The 21,446-nt window shown below is 77.4% G+C and carries 20 protein-coding genes and 1 pseudogene; 11 read left to right on the forward strand and 10 right to left on the reverse strand.

What is annotated here, in order from left to right:
- Nucleotide 1: 1 nt before the first annotated feature.
- Complete coding sequence (locus BMZ33_RS00435; protein WP_169063682.1) at nt 2–2,518, reverse strand: ATP-binding protein; 2,517 nt, start codon at nt 2,516–2,518, stop codon at nt 2–4.
- Nucleotides 2,519–2,789: 271 nt separating this feature from the next.
- Between BMZ33_RS00435 and BMZ33_RS00440 the strand changes: the two genes are divergently transcribed.
- The 9 genes from BMZ33_RS00440 to BMZ33_RS24345 all read left to right on the forward strand — a co-directional run bounded on the left by BMZ33_RS00440 (nt 2,790) and on the right by BMZ33_RS24345 (nt 10,996).
- A complete protein-coding gene (locus BMZ33_RS00440) occupies nt 2,790–3,668 on the forward strand; it encodes a hypothetical protein (RefSeq protein ID WP_169063683.1) in 879 nt (292 codons plus the stop codon).
- Nucleotides 3,665–5,350, forward strand: a complete 1,686-nt coding sequence (locus BMZ33_RS00445) for an FAD-dependent oxidoreductase (protein ID WP_091106715.1) — start codon at nt 3,665–3,667, stop codon at nt 5,348–5,350. Before BMZ33_RS00440 ends, BMZ33_RS00445 begins: the two co-directional genes overlap by 4 nt.
- Nucleotides 5,351–5,423: 73 nt before the next feature.
- Nucleotides 5,424–6,179, forward strand: a complete 756-nt coding sequence (gene pcaH, locus BMZ33_RS00450; protein WP_091106717.1) for a protocatechuate 3,4-dioxygenase subunit beta — start codon at nt 5,424–5,426, stop codon at nt 6,177–6,179.
- On the forward strand, nt 6,176–6,820 hold the full coding sequence (pcaG, locus tag BMZ33_RS00455) for a protocatechuate 3,4-dioxygenase subunit alpha (RefSeq protein WP_169063684.1): 645 nt from the start codon (nt 6,176–6,178) through the stop codon (nt 6,818–6,820). The genes pcaH and pcaG overlap by 4 nt, the downstream gene beginning before the upstream one ends.
- Before the next feature lie 34 nt (nt 6,821–6,854).
- On the forward strand, nt 6,855–8,186 hold the full coding sequence (gene pcaB, locus BMZ33_RS00460) for a 3-carboxy-cis,cis-muconate cycloisomerase (RefSeq protein ID WP_169063685.1): 1,332 nt from the start codon (nt 6,855–6,857) through the stop codon (nt 8,184–8,186).
- Nucleotides 8,183–8,962, forward strand: coding sequence for a 3-oxoadipate enol-lactonase (gene pcaD, locus BMZ33_RS00465; protein WP_091106719.1), 780 nt, complete (start codon nt 8,183–8,185; stop codon nt 8,960–8,962). Before pcaB ends, pcaD begins: the two co-directional genes overlap by 4 nt.
- A complete protein-coding gene (gene pcaC / locus BMZ33_RS00470) occupies nt 8,959–9,369 on the forward strand; it encodes a 4-carboxymuconolactone decarboxylase (RefSeq protein ID WP_169063686.1) in 411 nt (136 codons plus the stop codon). Before pcaD ends, pcaC begins: the two co-directional genes overlap by 4 nt.
- Nucleotides 9,370–9,704: 335 nt before the next feature.
- On the forward strand, nt 9,705–10,028 hold the full coding sequence (locus BMZ33_RS24340; RefSeq protein ID WP_280139174.1) for an aldehyde dehydrogenase family protein: 324 nt from the start codon (nt 9,705–9,707) through the stop codon (nt 10,026–10,028).
- Nucleotides 9,938–10,996 carry an aldehyde dehydrogenase family protein gene (locus BMZ33_RS24345; RefSeq protein WP_169063688.1) on the forward strand — a complete coding sequence of 353 codons (1,059 nt, stop codon included), beginning with the start codon at nt 9,938–9,940 and terminating at the stop codon, nt 10,994–10,996. Before BMZ33_RS24340 ends, BMZ33_RS24345 begins: the two co-directional genes overlap by 91 nt.
- 55 nt (nt 10,997–11,051) lie before the next feature.
- Here the strand turns inward: BMZ33_RS24345 and BMZ33_RS24350 are convergent.
- Nucleotides 11,052–11,213: pseudogene (locus tag BMZ33_RS24350) on the reverse strand (MarR family transcriptional regulator); the annotation flags it as partial.
- Nucleotides 11,214–11,373: 160 nt separating this feature from the next.
- On the opposite strand from BMZ33_RS24350, the gene BMZ33_RS00485 reads away from it, so the two are divergent.
- Nucleotides 11,374–12,306 (forward strand): ABC transporter ATP-binding protein, encoded by a 933-nt coding sequence (locus BMZ33_RS00485; RefSeq protein WP_091106721.1) that lies wholly within the window; start codon nt 11,374–11,376, stop codon nt 12,304–12,306.
- On the forward strand, nt 12,303–13,901 hold the full coding sequence (locus BMZ33_RS00490; RefSeq protein WP_091106724.1) for an ABC transporter permease: 1,599 nt from the start codon (nt 12,303–12,305) through the stop codon (nt 13,899–13,901). Before BMZ33_RS00485 ends, BMZ33_RS00490 begins: the two co-directional genes overlap by 4 nt.
- Nucleotides 13,902–13,916: 15 nt before the next feature.
- Here BMZ33_RS00490 and BMZ33_RS00495 read toward each other — a convergent pair whose 3' ends face one another.
- The 8 genes from BMZ33_RS00495 to BMZ33_RS00530 all read right to left on the reverse strand — a co-directional run bounded on the left by BMZ33_RS00495 (nt 13,917) and on the right by BMZ33_RS00530 (nt 21,444).
- A complete protein-coding gene (locus tag BMZ33_RS00495; RefSeq protein WP_091106726.1) occupies nt 13,917–14,750 on the reverse strand; it encodes a 5-oxoprolinase subunit C family protein in 834 nt (277 codons plus the stop codon).
- Nucleotides 14,744–15,343, reverse strand: coding sequence for a 5-oxoprolinase subunit B family protein (locus tag BMZ33_RS00500; protein WP_091106728.1), 600 nt, complete (start codon nt 15,341–15,343; stop codon nt 14,744–14,746). Before BMZ33_RS00500 ends, BMZ33_RS00495 begins: the two co-directional genes overlap by 7 nt.
- A complete protein-coding gene (locus BMZ33_RS00505; protein ID WP_091106731.1) occupies nt 15,343–16,092 on the reverse strand; it encodes a LamB/YcsF family protein in 750 nt (249 codons plus the stop codon). Before BMZ33_RS00505 ends, BMZ33_RS00500 begins: the two co-directional genes overlap by 1 nt.
- A 14-nt stretch (nt 16,093–16,106) precedes the next feature.
- Complete coding sequence (locus BMZ33_RS00510) at nt 16,107–17,369, reverse strand: NRAMP family divalent metal transporter (RefSeq protein WP_091106733.1); 1,263 nt, start codon at nt 17,367–17,369, stop codon at nt 16,107–16,109.
- A gap of 116 nt (nt 17,370–17,485) precedes the next feature.
- Entirely contained in the window at nt 17,486–18,961 is a 1,476-nt protein-coding gene (locus BMZ33_RS00515; protein ID WP_091107770.1) for an amino acid permease, read from the reverse strand.
- Nucleotides 18,962–19,025: 64 nt separating this feature from the next.
- The gene (gene pdxY, locus BMZ33_RS00520) at nt 19,026–19,877 is read right to left on the reverse strand and encodes a pyridoxal kinase PdxY (RefSeq protein WP_091107772.1); all 852 of its coding nucleotides are present in this window, start codon (nt 19,875–19,877) and stop codon (nt 19,026–19,028) included.
- A 141-nt stretch (nt 19,878–20,018) separates the two neighbouring features.
- A complete protein-coding gene (locus BMZ33_RS00525) occupies nt 20,019–20,426 on the reverse strand; it encodes a four-helix bundle copper-binding protein (RefSeq protein WP_091106735.1) in 408 nt (135 codons plus the stop codon).
- Nucleotide 20,427: 1 nt separating this feature from the next.
- The gene (locus BMZ33_RS00530; RefSeq protein ID WP_169063689.1) at nt 20,428–21,444 is read right to left on the reverse strand and encodes a Brp/Blh family beta-carotene 15,15'-dioxygenase; all 1,017 of its coding nucleotides are present in this window, start codon (nt 21,442–21,444) and stop codon (nt 20,428–20,430) included.
- Nucleotides 21,445–21,446: the final 2 nt, after the last annotated feature.

A 21,446-nucleotide genomic window follows, 5' to 3' on the forward strand; every position in this document is an offset into this window, starting at 1 on the left:
CTCAGGCCCGGGCGGCGGCGAGCCCCTCGTCCAGGGCCTGCCAGGGGTCGAGCGCCGCGCCGGCCGCCCGCTCCCGCCGCTCCTCCTCGGCACCGAGCCCGGCCCGGAGCACCTCCCCGAGCCGGTCGGCCAGCGCCCGGTGCGGCGACCAGAGCGCCACCCCGAGACCCGCGCGGGCGGACTCGGCCGCGCCGGCCAGCCGGGCGGCCGCCGCGTGCCGGCCGGCCGCGACCGCCAGTCCCGCCAAGACCTCCAGGCAGGCGGCCACCCCCTGCAGGTCGCGCGTGCACCGGTGCAGGGCCACCGCCTCGTCCAGCCGCGCCCAGGCGCGCGCCGGGTCCCCGGCCAGCAGCGCGCTGAGCGCGAGGGCGTCGCACAGCAGCGCGGCGATCCGGTCGTCACCCGCCGCGCGCGCCAGCTCCAGCGCCTCGCCGTCGACCCGGTCGACCGCGGCGAGGTCACCACGCGCCAGCGCCACGGCGCCGCGCAGCATCCCGGCGAAGGCCTGCGACCAGCCGTCCCCGCTGCGCCGCAGCTGCGCCACCCCCTCGTCCAGCAGCGGGACGACGCGGGGGTCGGCCGGCGGCAGCGTCATCGCCCGCGCGGTGAGCCCGTGGCCGAGCAGCCACGCGTCGTCCCGGAGGCGGGCGTCGGTGACCACGTCGTCCAGCAGGTCGACCGCGCCGTCCGGGGAGCCCAGCGTCACCCGCAGGGCGGCGCACGCCCACCGCAGCCGGGCGGCCAGGTCGGGCGGCAGCGCGGCCGCCGACGGCAGTGCCGCCGTCTGCTCGGCGAGCCCGGCCATCACCGGCAGCAGCCCGTGCGCCCACCACCAGCGCACCAGCGGCGCGGTCAGCCGGACGGCGAGCTCGGCCCGGTCGGTGGCCACCGCCCAGCGCAGCGCGGCGCGCAGGTCGGCCAGCTCGGCGTCGACCCGGGCCCGCCACAGCCGCGCCTCCGGGCCGGCCAGCCCGGCCCCCGCCCGGGCACCCAGCGCGGCGAGGTGCCGCGCCCACCGGGCGCGGGTGGCCTCCTCCTCGCCGCGCTCGCGCAGCCGCTCGGCGGCGTAGGCCCGCACCAGCTCGAGCATCCGGAAGCGCGGCTCGTCGCCGTCGCCGGCGGTGGGGGTGACCAGGCTGTGCCCGACCAGGTCGGAGAGGACGTCGAGCACGTCGAGGTCGCCGTCGTCGGCGCCCACGGCCTCAGCGGTGTCCAGCGCCCAGCCGTCGGCGCACACCGACAGCCGGGCCAGCAGCGCGCGGCCGCGCTCGTCGAGCAGGTCGTGGCTCCAGGCGATGGTCGCCCGCAGCGTCCGCTGCCGGTCGGGCGCGTCGAGGTCGGGGTCGCCGAGGTCGAGGGCGCGGTCGAGGCGGGGCAGCAGCAGCCGCGGCGGCAGCGTGCGCACCCGGGCGGCGACCAGCTCCACCGCCAGGGGCAGGCCGTCGAGCCGGCGCACCAGCTCGGCCACCGGGCCGGCGGTGTCCGCGGTGAGGGCGAAGGCGGGGTCGGCCTGCCGGGCGCGGGCCACGAACAGCTCTCCCGCGGCCGCCGCGGCGACGTCGGCCGGCCGGACCTCCCCGGGCGGCGGCGTCCCCAGCGGCTCGATCGGCACGTCGTGCTCACCGCGCAGCCGCAGCACGCTGCGGCTGGTCACCAGCAGCTGGGTGCGGGGGCACCGGCTCAGCAGCGCCGCCAGGTCGGGCGCGGCCGCGGCGACCTGCTCGAGGTTGTCGACGACGAGCAGCGCGCGGCGCCCGGCCAGCCGGTCGGCGACCTGCTCCAGCAGCGGACGGCTCCCCTCGGCCGACACCCCGACGGCCTCGGCGACGGCGGCGGGCACGTCGGCCGGGTCGCGGACCGCGGCGAGGTCGACGAACCAGGTGCCGTCCCGCTCGGGCTCGAGCGCGGCGGCCGCGGCCAGCGCCAGCCGCGTCTTGCCGATGCCGCCCGGGCCGGTGAGCACGACCAGCCGCACGGCCGGGTCGCGCAGCAGCCCGGTGACCGCGGCGAGCTCGGCGGTGCGGTCGACCATCGGCGTGGGCGGTGTCGGCAGCCACCCGGCCGCCAGCCCGGGAGGGGCCGGTGCCGCGCGGGAGAAGCGCTCGCTGAGCAGGACGGCGAGGTCGTCGGCGACCAGCTCGGCCAGCCCGGCCGGGTCGCGGTAGGGGGTGGTGGAGACGCCGCCGTCGGCCTGCACGCGCTCGATCAGCCGGCTCAGCCGCGGGTCCCGGTCCGGCGCCGGCGTGCGGACGTAGAGCAGCCGCGGCATCCCGGCCGAGAGCTCCAGCTCGTCCTCGAGGCCGGAGACGGTCATGCCCGGGCCCACCCAGCCGTAGCGGTCGCCGTAGACGCCGACGAAGACGTCGCTCTGGCCGAGGTAGGCCCGGTAGAGGTCGCGCGGCGGGTGCGGCCGGGCGCCGAGCTCGAACAGCACCGGGGTGAGCCGCAGCCGCGCCACCGCGTCCCGGACGGCGCGCCGCTCCTCGGCGAGCTCCTCCAGCGTGGAGGAGACGAACACCCGCAGCCGGCGGTCGGGGGTCGCGATCGCGGGGCCGGCCGCCGGGGCGCCCGGTCCCGTCGGTGCAGGCCCTGTCGGTGCAGGCCCTGTCGGTGCAGGCATGGCACCTCCCGCCCCGGCCGACGGGCGCGCACCCGTCCGGGTCGCCGACGCGGGCGAGTCTAGGGACGGCCGCACCGCCCCGTAACCCGGTGACAGCGCCCCCCGGACGGTGGTTGCATGGCCGCGCTCGACGACCGCACGGGGGCTCGACGCCGACTCGGAGACCCCCGTGCACCATGCCCCGGCCGCCCCCCGCACCTCCGCCGGCGTCCGCCGGCTGCTCCCGTCCATGGCCGGCCTGCTGGTGGCCTTCAGCGTGCTGACCGCACTCGCCGTCGGCGCGCTCTACGTCCTGGCCGACCGGACCGACCGGCTCTTCGCCTGGACCATCGCCCCGCCGCTGACCGCCGCCTTCCTCGGCGCGGGCTACGCCGCCGGGTGCGTGCTGGTCGTGCTGTCGCTGCGCGACCCGGTGTGGGCGCACAGCCGGGTGCCGGTCCTCACCATCCTGGTGTTCGTCGTGGCCACCCTCGCCGCCACGGTGCTGCACCTCGACCGCTTCCACCTCGCCGCGGAGTTCGCCGACCGGCCGTGGACGGCGCAGGCCGCGGCCTGGTTCTGGCTGGCGGTCTACGTCGTCGTCCCGGTGGCGATGGTGGTGCTGCTCGTGCCGCAGGAGCGGGCACCCGGCGCCGACCCGCCGCGCCGCCACCCGGTGCCGCCGGTGCTGCGGGTGGCGCTGGCGGTGGAGTCGGCGGTGCTGCTGGCGGTCGGCGGCGCGCTGTTCGCCGCGCCGTCGACGGCGACCGCCCTCTGGCCGTGGCCGCTGACGCCGCTCACCGCGCGGGTGGTGGCCGCCTGGCTGCTGGCCTTCGGGCTGGCGACCGCGCTGGCGGCGCTGGCCGGCGACCTGCAGCGGCTGCGCACCGCGGCGGTCGCCTACACCGTGTTCGGCGTCCTGGTCGCGCTGGCGGTCCTGCGCTACCCGGGCACCGTCGCGTGGGGCGAGCCGGCGGCGTGGGTCCTCGCCGTCCTGACGGCGGCCGTGGTCGCCACCGGCGCCGCGGGCTGGGCGCTGGCGCCCGCGCCGCGGAGGCGGGCGGCGTGACCGGCGCGGCGCTGGTGGTCGTCGCCCGCGACGCGGGCGTGCGCACCGCCACCACCCGGGAGCTCGACCGTCGCTACGGCTGCGACTACCGCGTGGTCGCCGCCGCCGACCCGGAGGAGGCGACGGCGGCGCTGCGCGCGTGCGGGGGGCCGGCCGTGGCCGTGCTGTTCGGTGCGCTCGGCGACGGCGACCCCGACGGCCTGGACGTGCTGCGCACCCTGCACGGGCGGCACCCCGGCGCGGTGGCGGTGGCCCTGGTGCGGTGGGGCGCGTTCGAGACCGCCCGGCCGATCTTCGAGGCGATCACCGTCGGCCGGCTCGACCGCTGGGTGTACGCGCCGCAGGGCCGCGCCGACGAGGAGTTCCACCGCTCGGTCACCGAGGTCCTCGACGAGTGGTCCTCGCGGCAGGGCGGCGGGTTCGAGGCGGTGCGCGTCGTCGGCGACCGGTGGGACCCGCACGCCCAGCACCTGCGCGACCAGCTGACCCGCAACCGCATCCCGTCGGGCTTCTACGAGGCCGGCTCGCCCGAGGGGCGCGAGATGCTGGCCGACCTCGGCCTGGAGGACCCGCGGCTGCCGGTGGTGCTGGTGCGCTTCCGGCCCGAGCAGACCGTGCTGCAGGCCCCGACCGACCTCGAGCTCGCCGAGGCCTTCGGCCTGTTCGACCCGCTGGACCCCGACGCCGTCCACGACGTCGCCATCGTCGGGGCCGGGCCCGCGGGGCTCGGGGCGAGCGTGTACGCCGCCTCCGAGGGCCTGGACACCCTGCACCTGGAGTGCGAGGCCGTGGGCGGGCAGGCCGGCACCAGCTCGCTGATCCGCAACTACCTCGGGTTCCCCACCGGCGTCAGCGGCAGCCGGCTGGCGTTCTCCGCCTACCAGCAGGCCTGGGCCTTCGGCACCCGCTTCTCCTTCATGCGCGCGGTGACCTCGCTGGGCGGCGAGGACGGCGTGCACCGGCTGGCGCTCGGCGACGGGTCCTCGGTGCGGGCCCGCACCGTGGTGGTGGCCAGCGGCGCGGCGTGGCGGCGGATCGGCGTGCCGGAGCTGGAGGCGTTCACCGGCCGCGGGGTCTTCTACGGGGCGGCGGTCAGCGAGGCCCCGGCGATGGCCGGCCGGCACGTGTTCGTCGTCGGCGGCGGCAACTCCGCCGGGCAGGCCGCGGTGCACCTGTCGCGCTACGCCGAGCAGGTCACGCTGCTGGTCCGCCGCGCGTCCCTGGCCGAGACGATGTCGGACTACCTCATCCGCGAGCTGGAGGCGCTGCCGCGGGTCGACGTCCGGTACCGGGTGCAGGTGGCCGGCGGCCGCGGCTCCGACGTCCTGGAGACCGTCGTGCTGCGCGACCTGGACACCGGCGCGCAGACGGAGGAGGCGGGGATGCTGTTCGTGATGATCGGCAGCGAGCCGCGCACCGACTGGGTGGCCGGCACGCTGGCCCGCGACCGGTGGGGGTTCCTGCTCACCGGGCCCGACCTGGCCGGGGACGGCGTGGCGCCGGCCTGGCCGCTGGCGCGGCCGCCCGCGCTGCTGGAGACCAGCACGCCGGGGGTGTTCGCGGCCGGTGACGTGCGCCAGGGCTCGGTCAAGCGGGTGGCCTCCGCAGTGGGGGAGGGCGCGCTGGCGGTGACGCTGGTGCACGCCCACCTGGCGGCGCTCGCCGGCTCCGGCGCCCGCTGACGGCGGCGCCGTCCTTCCGCTGGACGGGACCGGACGCTTGGGCGGCGTCCGCGCCCGGCCGTACGGTCCCGGTATGACCGGGACCACGTCCGAGGCCTCCCCGTCGGGGCTGCACCTGCCGCGCTACCTGCGGGAGGACGCCGCGCTGCGCACGCCCGTGGGGTTCCCCGAGTACCGGAGCACGGCGCTGCGGGCGCCCCTGCGCACGCCGGTGGACCTGCCGCACCGGCTCACGGAGGTCACCGGGCCGGTGCTCGGTGAGGACCGGGTGCGCCCGGAGGACGCCGACCTGACCCTGCGCAACGGCGGCGAGGCGATCGGCCAGCGCATCCTGGTGTACGGGCGGGTGCTCGACAGCGACGGCCGCCCGGTGCCCGGTGCGCTGGTGGAGGTGTGGCAGGCCAACGCGGCCGGCCGCTACCGGCACGTCGTCGACAACTGGCCGGCGCCGCTGGACCCGCACTTCGACGGGCTGGGCCGGGTGGTCACCGACGGCCTGGGCCGCTACGAGTTCATGACCGTCCGGCCCGGCGCCTACCCGTGGGGCAACCACCACAACGCCTGGCGGCCGGCGCACATCCACTTCAGCCTGTTCGGCCGCGCGTTCACCCAGCGGCTGGTCACCCAGATGTACTTCCCCGACGACCCGCTGTTCGGCCAGGACCCGATCTACAACGCCATCCCGGCCGCGGCCCGGCACCGGGCGGTGAGCCGGTACTCCCTCGAGCGCACCCAGGACAACTGGGCGCTGGCCCTCGAGTGGGACGTCGTGCTGCGCGGCACCGAGCAGACCCCCTTCGAGACCGACGACGACGGAGACGTGGCGTGAACCCGCTCGACGTGCCCCCGGACCCGGCCGTCCCCTTCCAGCCGCGCTCGGGCCGGCGCGGCACCGGCTTCCTCACCGAGCCGCTGCGGCTGGGCACCACGCCCAGCGCCACCGTCGGGCCCTACCTGGCCATCGGGCTGACCTGGGCCGACGGGGCGTGGGCGGCCGCGGAGGGCACACCCGGTGGCGTCTGGATCCGCGGCCGGGTGTTCGACGGCGCGGGCGACGTCGTCCCCGACGCGATGGTCGAGACGTGGCAGGCCGACCCCGACGGCCGCTTCCCCTCGCCGGAGGACCCGCGGGGGCCGTCGTCCCACCCCGGCTTCCGCGGCTACGCCCGGGCCGCCACGCTCACCGGCGAGTTCGCGGTGTTCACGCTGCGGCCCGGGCGGGTGCCCGACGGCGAGGGCGGGCTGCAGGCGCCGCACGTCGACGTCTCGGTCTTCGCCCGCGGGCTGCTCGACCGCGTGGTCACCCGCGTCTACCTCGCCGACGAGACCGCGGCGAACGCCGAGGACGCCGTTCTGCGGTCGGTGCCCGAGGACCGCCGCGCCACCCTGCTCGCCACGCCGGCCGAGGACGGCTACCGCTTCGACGTGCACCTGCAGGGCGACCGCGAGACGGTCTTCTTCGCGGTGTGAGCGGGCTCCGGCGGCCACCGGTAGGAAGGACGTCGTGACAGGTCTGTTCGCCGGCACCTTCGCCCGCGGCGGTGCGGCGGCGGCCGTCTCCGACCACGCCTGGATCCGCGCGCTGCTGCAGGTGGAGGCCGCGCTGGCGCGCGCGGCGGCCGCGGCCGGGCTGGTGCCGGCGACCGCGGCCGACGCGGTGACCGCGGTCTGCGCCGATCCCTCCCGGCTGGACCTCGCGACCGTCGTCGCCCGGGCCGCCGACGCGGGCAACCCGGTCCCGCCGCTGGTGCGGGCCCTGCAGGACGCCGTGGGGGAGCGCGACGCGGTCGCCGTCCACCCGGGCGCGACCAGCCAGGACGTGCTCGACACCGCGCTGGTGCTGCTGGCGCGGTCGGCGGTGCAGGCGGTGGACGCCGACCTGGCCGCCGCCGCGGAGCGGTGCGCCGGGCTGGCCCGCACGCACCGGGACGACGCCGTCATGGGCCGGACGCTGCTGCAGCAGGCGCTGCCGACGACGTTCGGGCTCAAGGCGGCCGGGTGGCTGGCCGGGCTGGACGGCGCGCGGCTGCGGCTGGCCGAGGTGGTGGCCACGCTGCCGGTGCAGTACGGCGGCGCGGTCGGCACGCTGGCGGCGTCGTCCGGCGCCGGGGTCGCGGTGCGCGAGGCGCTGGCCGCCGAGCTCGGGCTGGTGGCGCCGGCCGTCCCCTGGTTCACGGTGCGGCTGCCGGTGGCCGACCTGGCCGGGGCGCTCGGTGCGGCCTCCGGGGTGGTGGCCACCGTGGCGCTCGACGTGGTGCTGCTCGCCCAGTCGGAGGTGGCCGAGGTCGCCGAGGTGGGGGAGGGGCGCGGCGGGTCGTCGGCGATGCCGCACAAGCGCAACCCGGTGGCGGCGGTCTCGGCGCGGGCGTGCGCGCGGCGGGCGCCGGGGCTGGTGGCCACGCTGCTGGGCGCGATGGAGCAGGAGCACGAGCGCGCCGCGGGGGCGTGGCACAGCGAGTGGCCGTCGCTGACGGAGCTGCTGGGGACGGTCGGGTCGGCGGCGTCGTGGCTGGCGGAGAGCCTGCGCGGGCTGCGCCCCGACGTCGGCCGGATGGCCGCGACCGTGGCCGAGGCGGGGGAGGGGTCGCTGGCCGGCGTGCTGGCCGAGGCGCTCGCGCCGTCGCTGGGGCGTGGCGCCGCGCACGACGCCGCCGCTGCCGCCGCGCGGGAGGCGCGGGAGAGCGGGCGGCCGCTGGCCGAGGCGGTGGCCGCCCGGACCGACGTCGACGCCGCCGCGGTCCTCGCCGCGGCCGCACCCGACACGGGCGAGGCCGGCGCGCAGGTGGACGCGGCACTGGCCGAGCACGACCGACTGACCGAGGGAGAGCGCGGATGACCGCCGTCGAGGTGTCGTACACGGAGGACGGGCCGGCCGACGCGCCGGTCGTCGTCCTGTCCAACTCGCTGGGGGCCGCCCGCGGGATGTGGGACCCGCAGGTGCCGGCGCTGGCCGAGCGCTACCGGGTGGTCACCTACGACACCCGGGGGCACGGGGAGTCGCCGGCGCCGGCCGGGCCGTACTCCCTCGACGACCTGGTGGACGACGTCGTCGCGCTGCTGGACCGGCTCGGCGCGCGGCGGGCGCACGTGGCCGGGCTGTCGCTGGGCGGGATGACGGCGCTGCGGCTGGCGGCCCGGGAGCCCGACCGTGTCGGGCGGCTGGCCGTCCTGGCGTCGTCGGCGAAACCGGACCCGCAGGTCTTCCTCGACCGGGCCGCCGCCGCCCGCTCCGGGGGCACCGCGCCGCTCGCCCCGGCCGTGGTGCAGCGCTGGCTGACGCCGGAGCACGCCGCCGCGCACCCGGACCTGGTGGCCCGGCTGGAGGCGATGGTGGTCGCCGCGGACGACGAGGGCTACGCGCTGTGCTGCGAGGTGGTGGCCGCGGTGGACCTGCGCGCGGACCTGGCCCGGATCACCGCGCCGACCCTGGTCGTCTCCGGTGCCGAGGACCCGGCGCTGCCCCCGCCGCACCAGCAGCTCATCGCCGACGGGATCGCCGGGGCGTCGCTGGTGTCGGTGAGCCCGGGCGCGCACCTGCCGAACCTGGAGCAGCCGCTGGAGGTGACCGGCGCGCTGCTGGGTCACCTCGACGCGGCGGGGAGCCACGCGTGAGCGAGCCCGACCCCTCCGCGGATCTCTCCACGGACGCGGCCCGCCACGAGGCGGGGATGCGCACGCGCCGGGAGGTGCTCGGCGACGCGTGGGTGGACCGGGCGGTGGCGAACACGACGCCGTTCACCGCCGGGTTCCAGGACTTCATCACCCGCGTCGCGTGGGGTGACGTCTGGCAGCGGCCCGGGCTGTCCCGCCGCGACCGCAGCCTGATGACGCTGGCGATCACCATCGCGCTGCGGCACTGGGACGAGTTCGCGCTGCACGTGCGGGCCGCCCGGAACAACGGCCTGTCCGACGAGGAGATCGCCGAGGTCATCCAGCACTCGGCCGTCTACGCCGGTGTCCCCGCGGCCAACCACGCGTTCACGGTGGCCGGGCCGATCCTGGACGAGCTCCGCGGGTAGGCCGCGTCCGTCAGCTGGGGAGGCGATGGACGAGGTGCCCAGCCACACCCAGTGGTGCCCGACCTCACGCTGCAGGGTGAGGTCGGGCACCACGAGGCGAGGTCGGGGCCGGGCAGGGGGCCGTCGCCCCCGGACGGCCGTCGACCACCGCTCCGCCATCGCTCCGCCACCGCGGCCGATCCGGTGCGACGGGACGGGGTCCGCTCGGTGAGGATCGGCCGACGCGACCACCTCAGGACGAGGGGACACACGTGGCACTGCTGGACGACGGCGCCTGGCACGGCGAGGTCTGGACCGGGACGTGGACCGACGGGTCCGGCGGCACCTGCGACGCGGTGGAGCCGGCCACCGGCGACGTCATCGCGCCGGTCGGGCGGGCGACGCCCGAGGACGTGCAGCGGGCCATCGAGCGGGCCGCCGAGGCGCAGCGCGCCTGGCGGCCGCGCCGTTCGAGCAGCGCGCCCGCGTGCTGCGCCGGGCCGGGCAGGTGCTGGAGGACCACGCCGAGGAGATCCGGGGCTGGCCGGCCCGCGAGTCCGGCGCGATCTAGCCCCTCGGCGACTTCCGGGTGCACACGACCGCGCAGGAGTGCTACGAAGCCTCCGCGCTGCCCAGCCACCCCTACGGCGAGCTGCTGCGCACCGGCGCCCCACGGCTGAGCACCGCCCGCCGCGTCCCCGCGGGCGTCGTCGGCGTCATCGCGCCGTTCACCGTGCCCACCATCCTGGCCGTCCGCGCGATCGCCGCCGCGCTGGCGCTCGGCAACGCCGTCGTCCTCGAGCCCGACCCGCGCACCGCGGTCTCCGGCGGCGCCGTCTTCGCGCGCGTCTTCGAGGAGGCGGGGCTGCCGGCCGGCGTCCTGCAGGTGCTGCCGGGCGGTGCCGACGTCGGCGAGGCGCTGGTCACCGCGCCGCAGACCCGCGTCATCGCGTTCACCGGCTCGCCCGGGGCCGGCCGGGCCTTCGGCGCACCGGCCGGGCAGCACCTCGAGCGGGCCCACCTGGAGCTCGGCGGCAACTCCGCGCTCGTCGTGCTGCCCGACGTCGACGTCACCGCCGCCGCGAGCGTCGGCGCGTGGGGCACCTTCGCCCACCAGGGCCAGATCTGCATGGCGACCAGCCGGCACCTGGTGCACGAGTCAATCGCCGAGGAGTACACGGCGGTCCTGACCGAGAAGGTCGCGAACCTGCCGGTCGGCGACCCCTACCGCGAGCAGGTGGCGCTCGGCCCGCTCATCGACGCCGGCCAGCGCGACCGCGTGCACGGCCTGGTCACGGCCAGCGTGGCGGAGGGCGCGACCGTCCGCACCGGTGGGACCCTCGAGGGCCTCTTCCACCGGCCCACCGTCCTCGCCGACGTCACCGTCGACCACCCCGGCCACCGGGAGGAGGTCTTCGGCCTGCACCCGGCCGCCGCCACGGCGGTCAGGTCCCGTGCGCCGCTGCCCGCCGGTCCCGTTCGGCGGGCCAGCGGGCCACCGCGTCGGAGAGCTCGGCGTGGAGGAACGCGAGGAAGTCCCGCGTCTCGGCCAGGCGCCGGCCACCGGGCCGGTCGAGCCCGAGCACCTCGATGCCGTCCTCCGCCGCCGTCACGAACCGCTGCAGGGCCTGCAGCTCCGAGGCCATGAACCGCGACCACAGGTCGCGGTCGTCGAGCACGTAGAGGTCGCTGCGCGTCCCCGGCTCGCGCTGCCGGGTCAGCAACCCGACCTGGACCAGCTGGCGCACCGCGCCGCTGATGGCGGCGGGGCTCACGTCCAGCCCGCGCGCGAGGTCGCCGGCGGTGTAGCGGTCGGCGTCGTCGGCCAGCGCGTACGCGAGGACGCGGGCGGGCATCGGGGGCATCCCGGCCTCCCGCAGCACCAGGGCGAAGCGCTCCACGAAGCGCAGCAGGACGATCCGCTCACCGTCGTCGGTCACGACCACCTCCGCCCGGAGCCTATCGCGGGGTTCGCATGCTTCACATACTTCACAAACTTATGAAATCCGAGTACGTTCCGGGGACATGACGCCTGCCATCTCGGTCTCCGGTCTGGTCAAGACCTTCGGCGCGACCCGGGCCCTCGACGGCCTGGACCTCGAGGTGACACCGGGGGAGGTGCACGGCTTCCTCGGACCGAACGGCGCGGGGAAGTCGACCACGATCCGGGTCCTGCTCGGCCTGCTGCGTGCCGACGCGGGACACGTGCGGCTGCTGGGCGGCGACCCCTGGCGGGACGCGGTGGCCCTCCACCGGAGGCTGGCCTACGTCCCCGGCGACGTCACGCTGTGGCCGGGCACCACCGGCGGCGAGGCGATCGACCTGCTCGGCCGGCTGCAGGGCGGGCTCGACCCGGTCCGGCGCGCCGACCTGCTCGACCGCTTCGACCTCGACCCGCGCAAGAGGTCCCGCACCTACTCCAAGGGCAACCGGCAGAAGGTCGCGCTGGTCGCGGCGCTGGCCTCCGACGCGGAGCTGTTCGTGCTGGACGAACCGACCTCGGGGCTCGACCCGCTGATGGAGGCGGTGTTCCAGGAGGAGGTGCGCACGCTGCACGACCAGGGCCGCACGGTGCTGCTGTCCAGCCACGTCCTCGCCGAGGCCGAGGCGCTGTGCGACCGGGTGAGCATCATCCGGCACGGCCGCACGGTGCAGAGCGGCAGTCTCGCCGAGCTGCGCCACCTGACCCGGACGACGATCTCGGTGGAGACCGCCCGCCCGGTGCACGGACTGGCGGGGCTGCCCGGCGTCCACGACCTCCGGGTCGCCGAAGGCCGGGCGCGGATGGACGTCGACGGCGACGCGCTCGACGACGTCGTCCGGCACCTGGCCGGCGCCGGCGTCCGGGCGCTGACCAGCACCCCCCCGACGCTGGAGGAGCTCTTCCTGCGGCACTACGGGGACGAGGTCGCCGCGGACCGCCGGCAGCCGGCCCGGGTCGGGGCGGTGCGGTCGTGACCGGGGCCCACCCGACGCTGGCCGGGACCGGCACGCTGGTCCGCGCCGCACTGCGCCGCGACCGCCTGCGGCTGCCCCTGTGGGTCGCGGGCGCAGCCGGCCCGGTGGCCACCCAGTCGGTGTCCAGCCAGGCGCTGTACGACTCGCCCCGGGACCTCGCCGCGTACGAGGCCTCCGTGGGCAGCAACGCCGCGACGATCGCGCTGGCCGGCCCCCCGGTGGGGCTGGACACCGTGGCGGGTGCGGTCGCGTTCGAGATCTCCGCGTTCGTCATCGTGGTCGCGGCGTTGATGGCGGTGACCACCACCGGCCGGCACAGCCGCGGCGACGAGGAGGCCGGCCGCACCGAGCTGCTCCGGGCCACCCGGGTCGGCCGGCACGCGCCCCTGGTGGCGGCCGTCGCCGTCGCCTCCCTGGCCTGCCTCGCGACCGCGCTCGCCGTCGGGGTGGCGGCCGCCGCGACCGGCCTGCCCGTCGCGGGGTCCCTGGTGCTGGGGGCCTCCGTCGGCGCGGCCGGCCTGGTGTTCACCGGCGTCACCGCCGTCGTCGCCCAGGCAACCGGGTCCACCCGCGCCGCCCACGGCAGCGCCGGCCTCGTCCTCGGGCTGGCGTTCGTCGTGCGGGCCGTGGGGGACGTGCAGGGCAACGGGCTGTCCTGGGCCTCGCCGATCGGCTGGGCGCAGGCGACCCACCCCTTCTCCGGCGACCGGGTCACCCCCCTCCTGCTGTGTCTCGGGGTGACCGCGGCCCTGCTGGTCCTCGCCGGGTTCCTCCTCGACCGGCGCGACCTCGGCACCGGACTGGTCCCCGCACGGCCCGGGCGGGCCACGGCGCCGCGCTCCCTGAGCTCACCGCTGGGACTGGCGCTGCGGCTGCAGCGGGGTGCACTGGCCGGCTGGGCCGTGGCCCTGGCCGTCCTGGGGCTGGTCCACGGCGCGCTGGCGGGGTCGGTGGAGACGCTGTTCGCCGACAACCCCGAGGCCCGGGCGTTCCTGCCCGACGCGCCCGGTCTCGTGGACGCCTACCTCGCCACCACCCTGTCGCTCGACGCCCTGCTGGCCGGCGCGTACGCCGTGGCGGCGGTGCTGCGGGTCCGGGCCGAGGAGTCGGCGGGACGGGCCGAGCCGGTGCTGGCCACGGCGACCGGCCGGACGGCGTTCCTCGGCAGCCACGGGGCCGTGGCGCTGGTCGGCTCCTCGCTGGCCCTGGTGGCCGCCGGGGCGGCCACCGCCGGGACCCGCGCGGTCGCCACCGGGGACGCCGGCGAGCTCGGGCGGCTGCTGGGCGCGACCGTGGCGTACCTGCCGGCGGTGTGGGTGCTGGCCGGCGCCGCGGTGCTGCTGGTCGGCGCGCTCCCGCGGCCGGCCGCCGGGGTGGCCTGGGGCGCGGTGGCCTACGTCACCGTGACCACGCTGTTCGCCGAGTCGCTCGACTGGCCCGGCTGGGTCGACGGCCTGTCGCCGCTGGCCTGGACCCCGCTCGCGCCGATCGACGACGTCTCGCCGGCGCGGCTCGCGCTCCTCACGGCCGTGGCGGGCGCGCTGCTGGTCGCCGGGCTGACCGGCTTCCGACGGCGCGACCTCGTCCCCGGCTGACGGGCACCTCCCCGCTCAGCGGCGGAGGCGCAGCTCCTGGCCGGGGCGCAGCTGCGCGCAGCGGTCGACGTCGTCGTCGGCCACGTACCCGGCCACCGGGTAGCCGCCGGTGACGGGCGGGTCGGCGAGGAAGAGCACCGGCGCGCCCGACGGCGGCACCTGCAGCGCGCCGCGCACCAGCCCCTCGCTGGGCAGCTCACCGGACAGCCGGCGCTCCAGTACGGGCCCGGCCAGCCGCAGGCCCACCCGGTTGCTGTCCGCGGTGACCGTCCACGGCGCGGAGCCGAGCAGGCGCAGGGCCTCCTCGGTCAGCCAGTCGGCCCGCGGCCCGGGCAGCAGCCGCACGGTCAGCGGCCCGGACGGCGGGTCGGCAACCGGGGCGACGTCCACCCCCGGGGGCGGGCCGGAGGACCTCCCCACCGGCAACAGGTCACCGGCCCGCAGCGGCGCCGGGCCGAGACCGGACAGCACGTCGGTGGACCGCGAGCCGAGCACCGGCACGACGTCGACCCCGCCGCGGACGGCCAGGTACGTGCGCAGCCCGGACGGCGGCGACCCGAGGTCGAGCACCGTGCCCGCCCGGAGCAGGCCGGGCGCGCAGTGCACCGGACTGCCCGGGCAGCGCGCCCCCGTGGTGACGGCGAGCAGGTCGGCCTCCGCGCGCACCACCAGCCCGCCGAGGGTGCACTCGAGCACCGCCGCGGCCACGTCGTTGCCCACCAGCCGGTTGGCCAGCGCGGCGGACGCGCGGTCGGCCGCCCCCGACCGGCCCACCCCGATCCCGCCGAGGCCCGGCCGGCCGCGGTCCTGCACCGTGGTCAGCGGCCCGGGCGCGAGGACGGTCAGCACGGCACGAACCGCACCCGCACCCCCGGCCGCAGCAGCGCCGCCGGGTCGCGCGAGAGGTCGAACACCGCGACGTCGGTGCGGCCGAGCAGCTGCCAGCCGCCGGGCGACTCGCGCGGGTACACGCCGGTGAACCCGCCGGCCAGGCCCACCGCGCCGGCGGGCACCCGGGTGCGCGGGCTGGCCAGGCGGGGCACGTCCCACGGCTCGGCGTCGGGCGTGCAGTAGCCGAAGCCGGGCGCGAAGCCGCAGAACGCCACCGTCCACTCCCGCGAGGTGTGCGCCGCGACCACGCCGTCGGCGTCGGTGCCCAGCAGCCCGGCGACGGCGGCCAGGTCGGCGCCGTCGTAGTGCACCGGCAGCTCCACCCGCTCGCCCGACCCGCGCCGTCCCGGCCGCCACGGCAGGCGCTCGAGGGCCGCCCGCACGTCGGCGAGGTCGCCGTCGGCCACCACCAGGACGGTCCGCGCGGCCGGGACGACGTCGGCGACCCCGGGCACCGCGCGGTCCAGGAGCGCGGCGGTGAACCCCAGGACGGCGTCGAGGTCGTCGAGCTCCACCAGCAGCGCCGAGGACCCGCTCGGCAGGACGCGCATCAGGCGAACGGGGCCAGTGCCACGCCGGCCCCGGTCAGCGCCTCTCGCACCTGCCGGGCGATGGCGACCGCGCCCGGGGTGTCGCCGTGCACGCAGATCGACTCCGGCGCCAGCACCAGCGCGCCGCCCTCGACGTCGGTCACCGGCTCGCCGGTGGCCATCGCGACGCAGCGGCGGGCGATCTCGCCGGCGTCGTGCAGCACCGCGCCGGGCAGCCGGCGCGACACCAGCGTCCCCTCCGGCGTGTAGGCCCGGTCGGCGAAGGCCTCGGCGACCGTCGTCAACCCGGCCTCGCCCGCCAGCCGCAGCCACGCCGACCCGGGCAGCCCCAGCACCGGCAGCGTCCGGTCGTACTCGACGACCGCGCGCACCACCGCCGCCGCCTGCTCCTCGTGGGCGACGATCGCGTTGTAGAGCGCGCCGTGCGGCTTGACGTAGCGCACCCGCGTTCCGGCGACCCGGGCGAAGGCCTCCAGCGCGCCGACCTGGTAGAGCACGTCCTGGGTGAGCGCGTCGGGCTCGACGTCGAGGAACCGGCGGCCGAAGCCCGCGAGGTCCCGGTAACCCACCTGCGCGCCGACCGCCACGCCGGCCGCCGCGGCCCGGTCGCACACCCGGCGGAGGATCACCGGGTCGCCGGCGTGGAAGCCGCAGGCGACGTTCGCGCTGGTCACCACGCCGAGCAGGGCGTCGTCGTCGCCGAGGGTCCACTGGCCGAAGCCCTCGCCGAGGTCGGAGTTGAGGTCCACGGTGCAGATCCTGCTCAGCCGAACAGCTCGACGACCGGGCGGACGGAGGTGACCGCGAGGTAGATGGTCAGCAGCCAGGCCAGCCAGCCGACCGCCAGCAGCCACCGCGGGTAGCGGTAGCCGCCGAGCAGGTCGGCGCGGCGGGTGGCCACCCACAGCAGCACGGCGATGCCGATGGGCAGCAGCAGGCCGTTGAAGGCGCCGGCGAAGACCAGCAGCGTCGTGGGCGCGGCGCCCGCGAGGACGAAGGCCAGCGTGGTGACGGCGATGAAGCCGCAGACCAGCAGCGTGCGGGTGCGGTCGCTGGTGCGGGTCCGGGACGTCACGAACGACACCGAGGTGTAGGACGCGCCGATGACGCTGGTGATCGAGGCCGCCCACAGCACGACGCCGAACACCCGCAGCCCCACCTCGCCGGCGGCCGCCTGGAAGGCGGTGGCGGCCTGGTTCTCCGTGCCGAGGTCGGCGCCGCCGGCCACCACGCCGAGGATCGCCAGGAAGAGGACCACCCGCATGATCCCGGTGACCACGATCCCGGTGACCGAGCCGCGGGTGATGTCCCGGACGTGCGCCGGGCCGGTGACGCCGGAGTCGAGCAGCCGGTGGGCCCCCGCGTAGACGATGTAGCCGCCGATGGTGCCGCCGACGAGCGTGGTGATGGCCAGGACGTCGACCTGCTCGGGCAGCACGACGTTGCGCAGCGCCGTCCCCACCGGGGGCCCGGAGGTGACCGCGATGTAGGCGGTCAGCGCGATCATCACCAGCCCGAGGACGACGACGATCCGGTCGACGGCGACCCCGGCGCGCCGGCTCAGGAAGACCCCGATCGCCACCAGCGCCGACAGCGCCCCGCCGATCCTCGGGTCGAGGCCGAACATCGCGTCGGTGCCGAGCCCCGCGCCGCTGACGTTGCCGACGTTGAAGACCGCGCCGCCCAGGACCAGCAGGCCGGCCATCACCCAGCCCAGGCCCGGCAGGACGAGGTTGCCCAGCTCCTGGGCCCGCCGTCCGGAGACGCCGACGACCCGCCAGACGTTCAGCTGCAGCGCGACGTCGACGACGATCGAGACGGCGATGGCGAACGCGAAGGCGGCGCCGAGCTGGACGGTGAACGTCGTCGTCTGGGTGATGAACCCGGGGCCGATGGCCGAGGTGGCCATGAGGAACATGGCGCCGAGGACGGTGGACCGGGTGCCCGCCGCCATGCGCCCACCGCCGGCGGGGGGCGCCGTGCCGGTGGAGGCGGTGGTGGGACCGTCGGCCGGGGGGTGCGACATCGGCGCTCCGGGCTCTCGATCGGCGTGCGTGCGGATCGACGCGACCTGCGGTGCGAGCGCTGCTGCCCGACGCAGGGGACGCTAGCCAGGCCGCCGCCCGCGGGCAACGCGGGGACTCAGCGCGCGGGGGATCCGGTCCCGGCCGCGCTGCGCAGGCGGGAGTGGCGGTAGCCGTAGACCGCGTAGACCACCAGCCCGATGGCCAGCCAGGCGAGGAACCGCAGCCAGGTCTCGATGCTCAGGTTGGTCATCAGGTAGAGGCAGGCCAGCGCCGACAGCAGCGGCACGGCAGGGGACAGCGGCACCCGGAACGGCCGCGGCATGTCGGGCCGGGTGCGGCGCAGCGCGACGACGGCGAGCGACACCAGCAGGAAGGCGAACAGCGTGCCGATGCTGACCAGGTCGGCCAGCGCGCCCAGCGGCACGAACGTCGCCATGGCCAGGACGAGGACGGCGAACAGCAGGGTGACCCGCGCCGGCGTCCCGGTGCGCGGGCTCACCCGCGCGACCGACTGCGGCAGCAGCCCGTCGCGGCCCATCGCGAAGCCGATCCGCCCGACGGTGATCAGGTCGACGAGGATCACCGACGTGAGCCCGGCGACGGCGGCCAGCGAGATCAGCGCCGAGGCCCAGCCCAGGCCCACCTGGTCGAAGGCGTCGGCGATGGGCGCGCCCGGGTCGATCCGGTCGTAGGCGACCATCCCGACGACCACCAGCGAGACGCCGACGTAGAGGACGGTGGCCAGGCCCAGGGTGCCGAACAGGCCCAGCGGCAGGTCGCGGCCGGGGCGGCGGGTCTCCTCCGACAGGTTCGCCACGGCCTCGAAGCCGGTGTAGGAGAAGAAGACGACGGCCGCCGCGGTGAGCACGCCGCCGATGCCGAACACCACCGGGTCGATGCCCGCGACGGCCTGGATGAGCGGCTGGGCCAGCCCGCCGCTGCCCTCGGCCGGCCGGCCCTCGGGCACGAACGGGGTGAGGTTGGCGCCCCGCACGAACCAGGCGCCGGCCACGATCACGAACACGCAGACGGCGACCTTGACCACCACGAGCAGCGCGGTGACCCGGGCCGACTCGCGGATGCCCAGCACCGCCACCGCGGTCAGCAGCACCACGATCAGCGCCGCCCCGACGTTGACCGTCGCCTCCTCGCCGAACAGCGACGGCGGGAGGTCGAGCAGGTTGCCGACGTAGCCCGACCAGCCGCGCGCGACCACCGCCGCGCCCAACGCGAACTCCAGGAACAGGTCCCAGCCGATCACCCAGGCGACCACCTCGCCGGCGGTGGCGTAGGCGTAGGAGTAGGCGCTGCCCGCGGTCGGCGCCGAGGAGGCGAGCTCGGCGTAGCAGAGCGCGGCCAGCAGGGCGACGACGCCGGCGATGCCGAAGGAGACGACCACCGCCGGTCCGGCGATGTCGCGGGCGGCGACCCCGGTGAGGGTGAAGATGCCGGTGCCGATCACCACGCCGATGCCGAAGCCGACGAGGTGCCGGGCCGACAGCCGCTTGCGCAGGTGGCCCACACCGGCGGCGGTGGGCTCCTCGCCCTCGTCCCCGAGGCGTTCGACGGGCTTGGTCCGGAACAGGTCCACCCGCCCATGCTGGGCGCCGGGGTCCGGACCCGCCCGCTGGACGACCGACGTCACAGTGGCGGCGTCAGACCTCCTCGACCGGGAAGCCCCGCGACGGCGACACGAACTCGTCCTGCGCGGCCACGAGCAGGATCTCCCGCGACCCGGCCTCCTCGGTGCGGCGCAGCACCCCCCACACGCTGGCCGCCGCCCGGCCCAGTGCCTCGCCGGCGGAGCGGGTGTCGAGCCAGTGCGCGAGGAACAGCGCGGCGATCGCGTCGCCGGCGCCGTTGACCGCCACCGACAGCCGCGGCGTGCGCACCCGGAAGTGCCGGCCGCTCTCGGAGGCGAGCAGGTCCACGGCGTCGTCCGGGGTGTCCTCGGCGACCAGCGACGTCGTCAGCACCACCCGCGGCCCCACCCCGTGCACGGCCGCGACGGCCTCCTTCACCTCGTCCAGCGTCCGCGTCGTCGTCTGCGCCAGCAGGTCGAGCTCGTAGTGGTTCGGGGTCACCAGGTCGGCGGCCGGGACGGCGACCTCCCGCATGAGCTCCTCGATGCCGGGCCGGACGAACACGCCGCGGCCGACGTCGCCGATGACCGGGTCGCAGCAGTAGACGGCGTCGGGGTTGGCCGCGCGCACCCGCCCGACCGTGCCGACGACGGCGTGCCCGATGTCGGCCGAGCCCAGGTACCCCGACAGGACGGCGTCGGCGGTGCCGAGCACGCCGCGGTCGGCGATGCCGTCGACGACCTCCTCCACGGCCTGGCCGTCGAAGACCCGCCCGGTCCAGGCGCCGTAGCCGGTGTGGTTGGAGAACTGCACGGTGTGCACCGGCCACACCTCGACGCCCAGGCGCTGCAGCGGGAAGACGGCCGAGGAGTTGCCCACGTGCCCGTAGGCGACGTGCGACTGGATCGACAGGACGGTGACCATGGCGGCCACCGTATGACCCGGCCGGCGGGGGGAGCCGCCCGCAACCGGTCGCGCCCCGGTCGGGACAGCACCCCGGTGCTCGGCTCCCGCCCCGCCGGGGCGCTGTCCACCAGGTCGACCCGGCTCCCACCGGGCGCCTGGTCAGGCCAGGGTGGCCAGCAGGTCGCGGCAGGCCCGCTCGCAGCGGCGGCAGGCCTCGGCGCAGACCCGGCAGTGCTCGTGCATGTCGGTGTGCGACTCGCACTCGTCGCCACACGAGCGGCAGGCCGTCGCGCAGGCCTCGAGCACGGCGCGGGTCAGGTTCGCGTCGTAGCCGGTGTGCCGGGACAGCACCCGGCCGGTGGCCTCGCAGACGTCGGCGCAGTCGAGGTCGGTGCGGATGCACGTCGTCAGCTCGGCGACCATCTCCTCGGACAGGCACGCGTCGGCACAGGCGGTGCAGGCCTGGGCGCACTCGACGCAGGCCTCGATGCAGGCCACGAGCCGCTCGCGGTCGATCCCGCCCAGGTCCTTCGGGTACGCGGCCAGCATCCGGTCGGCGACGGGCATGTCAGCTCCTCCTGGTGGGCACCGGGGCGGCGGACGCCGCCCTGGGTACGGTCCCCCTACCCGCGGCGCGGTCGAGCCAGGCCACGACCAGCGCGTGCGGCACCGTCAGGGCCGCCAGCAGCGGCAGGTCGGTGGCGACGAGGCCGCGCCAGCCACCGGCGGCCGACCACAGCAGCGCGAGGACGGCGAGCACCGCGGCGGTGGGCGGGGCGGCTGCCACGGCGAACCGGCGCAGCGGGGGACCCAGCCGGCCCGCGGCCAGGTCGGGGGCGTTGGCCGGGTCCTCGGCGAGCACGCGGGCGGTGTGGCGCACCGAGTGCCAGCAGCCGAAGTAGACGCCGAAGGCGGCCAGCGGCGGGGCGACCAGCACCAGCACGGCCAGCGCGCCGACCTCGGCCGCCTCCGTCCAGCGGGTCTCCAGCAGCAGCGCGAGGGCGAGGGCGGCCGCGGCAGGCAGCACCACCGCGAGCACCACGGTGCCCATCCCCGGCGGGAGCGTGCCGTCGCTGCCCGGCACCACCGCGGCGACCACGGGCGCCGCCTCCTCCGCCCCGCGGGCGAGGGGCACCAGCAGCACGAGCCCGCCGAGCACCGCGGCCGGCAGCACGGCCCGCCGGACCGGCCGGCCGGCGCGCAGGTCGGCGAAGGCGGTCTCGCCGGTGCCGAAGTGCCAGGCCGACAGCAGCACGAACACCGCGAGCGCGGGACCGGGTGCGGCGCGGAACAGCAGCCAGGCGACCGTGGCGACGGCGGCGTAGCCGAGGGCGAACGCGGCCAGCCGCGCCGTCCCCCAGCGCAGCCGGTAGGCCGGCACCAGGTGGTCGACGGCGCCGTGCGGCAGGCCGAGCAGCAGCCCGGCGACCAGGGGCAGCCACGCCAGGTCCCCCCAGCCCGCGGTGACCTCCCCGAGGACGACGGCGGCCGCGGCGGCCAGCGAGACGGCCGTCGCGGCACGGGCGGCGACGGCGACGGGGGTACCGGCCCGCTCCGCCGTCCCGGGGCCCGGGAGCGACCGCACGG

It is taken from the genome of Geodermatophilus dictyosporus (assembly GCF_900115505.1).
GTDB classification, from domain to species: Bacteria; Actinomycetota; Actinomycetes; order Mycobacteriales; family Geodermatophilaceae; genus Geodermatophilus; species Geodermatophilus dictyosporus.